The organism is Nocardiopsis sp. MG754419, assembly GCF_018207095.1.
Lineage (GTDB): Bacteria > Actinomycetota > Actinomycetes > Streptosporangiales > Streptosporangiaceae > Nocardiopsis.
In genome coordinates, this window is record NZ_QOCZ01000209.1 from 1 (window position 1) to 7670 (window position 7670).

Sequence of the window (7670 nt, forward strand, 5' to 3'; positions counted from 1 at the left end):
CTGTGGGGATGGCCTGGGGGTGGTGGTGCGTTGTGCGAGCCGTGGCGCGCTCGCGGGATGTGCAGGGTCGTTTGCGGTCTTTTGCGAAGAACATGACGTGCGCCACATTCATTGGTTCATGGGTTGTTTGACGGGTTCAGTGATAAATGTGAGCAACCTTTCGTCCTATGGTGGGGCCCGTGACAGGCAGTGAGACGTCGTCCGCAGAGACGACACAAGACGACAACGGGTCGGGGCTGGCGCACTCGCTACGCCGCCGACACATGGCACTGATCGCGATCGGCGGTTCGGTGGGCGCCGGGCTCTTCATCGGCTCCGGCGCCGTGATCCAGACCGCGGGACCCGCGGCGGTTCTCTCCTACACGTTGGCCGGGGCCCTGGTCTTCCTGACCCTGCGCGCCCTGGGCGAGATGGTGGTGTCGGTCCCCGCCGGCGGGTCCTTCTCCGACTACGCACGCCTGGCCTTCGGGCCCCGGGCCGGTTTCACCATCGGCTGGGTCTACTGGTGGATGTACGCGGTCCTGGTCGCCGCCGAGTCCGTGGCCGGTGCCACCATCCTGAGCCAGTGGGTGGACGTACCCGGCTGGGCGCTGGCCCTGATCGTGCTGTTGACCATGACGGTGGCCAACCTGATCTCGGTGAAGGTCTTCGCCGAGACCGAGTCGCTGTTCTCCCTGATCAAGGTCGCCACCATCGTGGCCTTCCTGTTGGTGGGCGGCCTCTACGCGCTCGGGCTGTGGAGCGGCACCGACGGCTCCAGCGTGGGCAACCTCTGGGAGTTGGGCGGGTTCGCGCCCAACGGATGGGTCGCGGTGCTGGGGGCCACCGTGGTGGTGCTCTTCGCCTTCGGTGGGGTGGAGATCATCACCATCGCCGCCGGTGAGAGCGCCGAACCCGAACGCGGCGTGGCCACGGCCATCACCAACGTGCTCTGGCGGATCGGCCTGTTCTACGTGGCCTCCATCCTGGTGGTGGTCATGGTGGTGCCGTGGAACTCCACGCAGCTGGACCGCAGTCCGTTCGTGGTGGTCATGGAGACGGTCGGTATCCCCGGCGCGGCCCTGATCATGGAGATCGTGGTGCTCATCGCGGTGCTGAGCGTGCTCAACGCCGCCATGTACACCTCTTCGCGCATGCTGTTCATGCTCACGCGTCAGGGCGACGCCCCGCGGGTGCTGCGCGGCACCAACCGTCGGGGGGTGCCGGTGCGCGCCATCCTGCTGGGCACCGTGGTGGGCTACGCCGCGGTGGTGGCCGACTACCTCTTTCCCGGACAGGTGTTCGGGTTCCTGGTGGCCTCCATCGGCGCGATCCTGCTGGTGCTGTTCCTGACCATCTGCGCCTCGCAGCTGGTGGTGGGCGCTCGGGTGCGGCGCAACGCCCCCGAGCGGCTGACGCTGCGGATGTGGGCCTTCCCCTACCTGACCTGGGCGACCCTGCTCGGGCTGACGGGGATCTTCGTGGCCATGGCGACGCTGCCCGAACACCGCCAGGCCCTGTGGGCGTCGGTGGGCGCGGTCGTGGTCGCGTTGATCGTCTACGAGGTGCGCCGTCGCGTGGGCGCCGAACCCAGCCGTCGGGTCCTGGGTGTGGAGGGCCGGGCCACCCCCGAGGAGTTGGACGCGGTCGCCGGTACCGCGGCGGGCGCCGCGGTGCCCGGACCCGACCCGGATCGCTCCCCCGGTGTGCGGTGAGCGGGCGACGGTGAGGTGAACAGTCCCTGACGTGCGGTGGCGTCCCTTCCCTGCGGGGTGGGGCGCCACCGGTGTGTGTGGGGTCGGCGAGCCCGACGGTGGAGGCGATGGCGCCGCACCGGCCACCGCATACACCTGTATGAGTTGTTTGTCCAGATTCCGAAGAAGGGTGCCGAACTCGTTATTTGTCGCTATGGTGCTGCGCAACCCCTGAGAGGAGCACCTCGTGCGACATTTCGTCGGCTTACTTTCGGGCCTGATCCTGGGTCCGGTCCTGCTGCTCATGTGCGGCTGGGCCTTCGCGCACCTGCGGGGCCTGCACGCCGCGGACATGAGCGTGCTGTCGGGCACCGGCCCGGTGGCCCTGGCCGGTGTGGCCGGCGTGGGGATCCTGGTGGCCCTGGTCGCCGTCCCCCCACGGATGACCCCGATGCTGCCCTTCGGCGCCGCCCTGGTCCTGGCCGGCCTGACCGCCGTGGCCCTGTTCCGCCCGCACCTGGTCGACCGCCTGCCCGTGGTACCCGGTAGCGAGGGCGCCCTGGAGCTGCTGCCCCTGGGCGTGTTCGTCGCCTTGGCACTGGTGCTGGCCGCACCCGTGTTCGTGGGCGGGCGTTGGGTCCGTCGCGACGATGACGACGAGCCCACCAAGGAGGCGTACTTCGACGGGCTCTATGAGGACGGAGACGATGAGGCAACGGCACGGACCGGTGCCCTGCGTTCGGAACCGGTGCCCGCGCGGCACGCGCCCCGGCATCGACTGGAGGAGGACTGAGAGGAGCCTGCCCTCTCCCCGGCGGCCGTGGCCCCCGCACCCTGATCACGGGGGCGGGGGCCACGGCCGTCTCAACGCCAGGTGGGTCCCCACCCCTTGGACTGGGAGACCCCGCGCGGCAGGCGTGGCAGGGTCGGGCCCGAGCCGGTGTCGGAGCGGTCGCCCGCCGGGGCCCGGTGCTCCGGGGCGGTGGGTGCGGTGCTCTCGGAGGACCGGGACCGCGATGGATCGGCGGGCGTCTGTGGGAGCGGGGGCGTCGGGAGCGGCTCCTCCTCCGGCTCGGGGGCGGGGACGAACCCGCGCACGCGCTGCGCGGTCTCGGTCTCCACCTCCAGCACCACCGGGCGGGGCAGGGGAGGTTCGTCCCCCTCCTCCACCCGGGAGGGCAGCGACTCGGCGGGGGCCACCCGCTTCCACCACAGCTGTGCCTCCTGGGCGTCCAGCTCGGAGTCGACCTCCAGCCATCCGCTCACCTGGGGGTGGCGGCGCCCGGCGTTCCACGAACGCGGGTAGGGCTGCTCGTCCAGGATGAGCACGTGCTCGCCGTCGACACTGGGGATCTCGGCCGGCAGGCCCTCGTTCCACACCCAGGAGCCGTCGTGGGCCACCAGGTTCCACCTGCCACGGACCGTCTGGGCGGCGGGGTCCACGTCCGCGGAGCGGTAGGAGGCCGCCCATCGTGGGTCGGGCGGCGTACCGTGCAGCCCCTGCCCGGCGGGGCCGATGAGCGCGTCGGCCAGCAGGGTGTGCAGTTGGAAGTTGTCGCCGATGCCGTCGAAGAGGACCCGGAAGGCACGTCCCGATCGACGGTCCATGACCAGGGCGGAGGTCGCCTCGGCCATGCGCAGCAGGGTGCGCACCTCGTCGAACTCCACCAGCAGGTCGCTGAGCTGGTTGGTGATCGCCACCAACTGGGCGTGCAGGGAGGGGTCGCGGCGGATGTGGGCGCGCACCTCGGGATGGGCGAGCATGGTCCGCCCGGCCAGACCGTGGCGGCGGATGGTCCACCAGCACATGGTGGCTGCCGGGGCGTCGTTGCCCAGGTGGGCGGAGACGCGGGCCTCGGCGTCGGCGGTCACGGCGTCCGGGTCGGGCGGCGCGCCGACGCCGGTGCTCTCCCAGGCGCGCAGGAAGGCGATGGCGCCGTTGCCCATGGTGCGCAGCAGGTGGAGGATCTCGATGCCGGCGGGGCCGGGCTCGGTGCCCATCTCCACCAGTGCCCCGGCCACCACGGCCAGGTCGGCGAGGACACCGGGGGCGGCGTGGTCACCGGCCAGCAGGGGGGTCAGGGCCTCCAGCGCGAGCTCGCGTTCGGAGGTGGGGATCCGGGAGGCCAGCAGGTAGACCTTGTGGACGGCCGGGGGGAAGCGGTGGGGGTCCGTGGCGACGGAGGCGTCGATCAGTTCTTGGAATGCCGCACGAAACTCGTCGACCATGGGTCCGTCCCCTTTCTCACGCAACCAACCTAATGTCTCATCAGGGAAGGATCGCACTTTAACTGGCTTTATATGGTGTTACTGGTGGGTTTGTTGGTGATTCGAGATCCGCGTGCTCACAACCCCAGGCGTGTGACGGCGTTGTCGTCCAGGGGGTTGGCGGTGCGGATGTAGTCGTGCACCGTGGCGGGGTTGGTCCACCGCCCCTGACGCATGATCTCGCGGTCACCGGCCCCGCTCAGCGCCGCCTGCGTGGCGAACCCCGCCCGCAGGGAGTGGCCACCGAAGTCCGCCGGGTCCAGCCCCGCCCGTTCCGCGTAGCGCTTGACCAGGTCGCCCACGGCCCGCGGGGACATGGGCCGCTCACCCACACGTCCGTGGCGGTCCACCGACGGCAGCAGTGGGCGCCCGGAACCATCGGCCAGGGACAGCCGGGTCAGCTCGGTACAGGAGTGGGCGGTGGGGTCGGGCGCGCCCTCCAGGGCGCTCAGGTGTGCGCGCAGGGCGTGATCACCTCGATCTCGGCGCAGTTCGAGCAGCCGCGACCAGTCGGCCAGGGCGCACACGCAACAGGTGGCGCGGTGACGCCCCTGGGGCAGCGCCACCTGCTGGTTCTTGCGGCCCTCCTGGTCGGTCTTGGTGGTGTGCAGCGCCACCACCAGGGTCGGGGCGCCGGTGACCGGGTCCAGGGTCAGGGTGAGGTCGTCGAAGGACAGCGCGGCCAGCTCCGAGCGACGTAGCGCTCCGGCGAACCCGGTCAGCAACAGCAGGGCGTCACGGCGCCGGGCCACTCCCCCGGGGTTGCCCTCCTCGGGGCGTACCCGCAGCAGGCCCTCCAACGTGGAGAGCACCACCGGGGCCTTGCGGCGCGGGCGCCTGCGGCGGGTGCGACGGATGCCGCGCAGGGTCATGCGCACCACCTCGGCACGGGTGGGCGAGTCCAGGCCGTGGGCGCCGTGGACGGCGGCGATGGCCGCGGCGCGCCGCTCCAGGGTGGCCGGGGCCAGCGCCCAGTCGGTGTCGTCGACGTTGCGGGTGCGCGCGCACACGGCGAGGTAGACGGCGACGTCGGTGGGGTCGGCGGGCAGCGAGGTGCGCCCCTCGGTCAGACACCAGGCGCAGAAGGAGGTCCAGTCGGCACGGTAGGCCCGCAGGGTGGCCGGGGACTGGGCGCCGGCCAGGAAGGTGCCCAGCAGGTGGGCCTGGTCGGCGTCGAAGCGTGCGCGGACCCGTTCCAGTGCGCGGGTGTCGACGAGGACACCGTGGTCCACATGCCGCAGCCGGCTGCGCACGGTGACGGGCAGGGAACCGTCGGTGTCCGGATCGGTGTCGGTGAGGGTCGGTTCGGTGGTGTCCACGGGGTCCATTGTGGCCTGTGATGGGGCCGGGGTCGGTCAGGCGGGGCCTGGTGTGGTGCGGACTCAGCCGAACAGGTGCGCGCTCAGGGCGTCCCAGAGCTCGGCCGGCGGTGCCACCAGCAACAGCAGCGCCACCGACAGGGCCAGCGCCACGGCGAAGCAGAGGGCGGCCATCCGCCGACGCACCACCAGGGCCAGGACGGTGCCCACCAGCGGCACACCCCAGGCCATGACCAACAGCCACACCAGGGCGTTGCCCATGGCGCGCACGGCCTGGCGCTGCTGCTCGGCCATCACCTCGGCCGCGGTCTCGGGATCGCTCAGACGCGGGTCGGCGGGGTCCACACCACCGTCCAGACCGGTGAAGAGCAGCCCGGCCAGGGCCAGGGGTGTGCCCAGCGCCCACAGTGCCCACAGGAGGACCCACAACGCGGTGACGCGCCGGTCGGGTGGGGAGGCCACCGCCACCGGAGTGCGCTTCAGAGGACGTTTGTCGGGTGTGGTGCCCGGGGCGACACGCCCCTGCTCGGCGTCCCCCGGTGTCGAGGACGGGGTCTCCGGCCGGTCCTGGGACCCGTGTGACTTGCGGCGTTTGCGCTTCTTGGGTGACACGGAGCGGAGCCTACCCGGCCGACCGCACCAGGTGCACGACCACCACGAACACCACCGGCCAGGCCAGCAGGACCAACGACCACAGGGCGGCGCGACGATCGCCGGCCACGGTGGCCACGGCCGCGGCCAGGAAGGGGATGCCCACGGCGGCGCCGAAGGCCAGGGTGAACCATTCGGCGGCCGACCCGGCGTGCGAGTCGGCGTCCAGGCCCATCAGATAGCCGAAGGGGCCCAGGACCAGCGCGAACAGGGCCAGAATGCAGATGACGACGCGAATCCCGGTGGGGTGGCGGGTGTTGCGGCCACCGCCGGGGGCGGAGGGACGTTCAGACACGGGGGCCGTTTGGCCTTTCGACAAATGCGGGTGGTGGTCCGGGTCACGAAGGGACGCGGCGTCAGGCGCCGCGGCCCGCGGACACGCCGCGCCCCGGCACGTGCGTGCGGCGGTGTGCGTGGTGTGCCACGTAAAACGTACTCCACCAGGGGTGTGTCCGAAACCGGGGAGGGGGTGTCCTTCACCGCCCCGGCCAGGGACGCGCCCCGTGGACCAGACCGGTGAAGGAGGCCAACAGGCGCAGTTCGTCCACGGTGCGGGGGCTGGTGGTGAGCAGGTCGGGCGAGTGCACCACCACCGCGGCCAACTGGGCGCGCGACAGCGCCACGTTGAGCCGGTTGCGGTCCAGCACGAAGGAGGGACCGCGGCTGGTCTCGGCCGCGTTGGAGGTGGTCATGGAACAGATGACGGCGGCGGCCTCCTGTCCCTGGAACTTGTCGACGGTGCCCACGCGCACCCCCTCCAGGGCGGGGTGGTCCTCGGCGGCCTGGGTCAGCGCGCGACGCAGCGCGCGCACCTGCAGGTTGTAGGGGGCCACCACCAGGATGTCCTCGCCGGTCAGGGGACGCGGCCCGTTCTGTGGGTCGGTGGTGACCCGCTCCGCGGTCAGGCGCAGGGCGGCGTCCACCACCGCATCGATCTCCTCGGGGCTGTGGGTGGTGCGCCCGGTATGGGTGACGGGGTGGGTGTACACGCCCGGCTCCAGGGTGCTCAGGGTGCGTCCGGTGGTGGAGGGGTGGGCCTGGAGGCGTCCTTGATAGGACAGGGCGGAGACGGGGGCGCACACGTCCGGGTGCATGCGTCGGGTCTGGTCGAGGAAGTAGCCCAGCGCGGGATCGATGATGGGCTCACCGGCCATGAGGTGTTGCAGGGCCGAGGCGTCGGCGCCGTCGGTGTGCACGCCCTGGACGACCTGGGGCAGTTGGCGGGGGTCCCCCAGCAGGACGAGGTTGTGGGCGGAGGCGGACACGGCCAGGGTGTCGGCCAGGGCGAACTGTCCGGCCTCGTCGATGATGACCACGTCGAGGGGGTCGGCGATGGTGTCGGCCCCGGACATGCCCCAGGCGGTGCCGCCGATGAGCACCGCCTCGCCCTTGGCGGCGTGTTTGGTGCGCCAGTTGGCCAGGACCTGTTGGCTGGAGGGTTGGTACCAGGGGGCGTCGGGGTCCTTCTTGCCGCCCCGGGGACGTTTGGCCGCGGGCAGGGCCAGGCCCTGACGCTCGGCGGCGCGCATCGCGGCGGACATGACGTTCTCCACGGCCTTGTGGCCGGTGGAGCACACGCCCACGCTGCGGCCCTCCTTGATCAGGTGGGTGATGAGCGTGGCGGCCAGGTAGGTCTTTCCGGCGCCCGGCGGTCCCTGGACGGCCAGGTAGGAGTGGTCGAGGCGGTCCACGGCGGCGATGGCGGCGGTGATGAGGTCGCCGTCCACCGGTGCGGGGAGGGGGCCCGGGGGGTGCAGGC

The 7670-nt window shown here is 71.8% G+C and carries 7 protein-coding genes; 2 read left to right on the top strand and 5 right to left on the bottom strand.

What is annotated here, in order from left to right:
* The first annotated feature begins 263 nt into the window (after nucleotides 1–263).
* Both DSY14_RS25750 and DSY14_RS25755 read left to right on the top strand, forming a co-directional pair.
* Nucleotides 264–1694: an amino acid permease gene (locus DSY14_RS25750; protein WP_211719205.1), complete on the top strand. Its 1431-nt coding sequence runs from the start codon at nucleotides 264–266 to the stop codon at nucleotides 1692–1694.
* Between the two features lie 226 nt (nucleotides 1695–1920).
* Nucleotides 1921–2466 (top strand): hypothetical protein, encoded by a 546-nt coding sequence (locus DSY14_RS25755; RefSeq protein ID WP_211719206.1) that lies wholly within the window; start codon nucleotides 1921–1923, stop codon nucleotides 2464–2466.
* Between the two features lie 71 nt (nucleotides 2467–2537).
* Here the strand turns inward: DSY14_RS25755 and DSY14_RS25760 are convergent, their stop codons facing one another.
* From DSY14_RS25760 to DSY14_RS25780, 5 genes are all read right to left on the bottom strand, one after another.
* Entirely contained in the window at nucleotides 2538–3902 is a 1365-nt protein-coding gene (locus DSY14_RS25760; protein ID WP_211719207.1) for a hypothetical protein, read from the bottom strand.
* Nucleotides 3903–4018: 116 nt separating this feature from the next.
* On the bottom strand, nucleotides 4019–5269 hold the full coding sequence (locus DSY14_RS25765; protein ID WP_211719208.1) for a site-specific integrase: 1251 nt from the start codon (nucleotides 5267–5269) through the stop codon (nucleotides 4019–4021).
* A 54-nt stretch (nucleotides 5270–5323) separates the two neighbouring features.
* Complete coding sequence (locus DSY14_RS25770; protein WP_211719209.1) at nucleotides 5324–5872, bottom strand: hypothetical protein; 549 nt, start codon at nucleotides 5870–5872, stop codon at nucleotides 5324–5326.
* Nucleotides 5873–5882: 10 nt separating this feature from the next.
* Nucleotides 5883–6206: a hypothetical protein gene (locus DSY14_RS25775; protein ID WP_211719210.1), complete on the bottom strand. Its 324-nt coding sequence runs from the start codon at nucleotides 6204–6206 to the stop codon at nucleotides 5883–5885.
* Between the two features lie 181 nt (nucleotides 6207–6387).
* Nucleotides 6388–7670, bottom strand: a 1283-nt coding sequence (locus DSY14_RS25780) for an ATP-binding protein (protein ID WP_211719211.1), incomplete at its 5' end; no start/stop codon positions are given.

Coding starts and splice junctions, on each gene's coding strand:
- DSY14_RS25765 (WP_211719208.1), bottom strand. CDS start 5,269: ATGGACCCCGTGGACACCACCGAACCGACCCTCACCGACACCGATCCG.
- DSY14_RS25760 (WP_211719207.1), bottom strand. CDS start 3,902: ATGGTCGACGAGTTTCGTGCGGCATTCCAAGAACTGATCGACGCCTCC.
- DSY14_RS25750 (WP_211719205.1), top strand. CDS start 264: ATGGCACTGATCGCGATCGGCGGTTCGGTGGGCGCCGGGCTCTTCATC.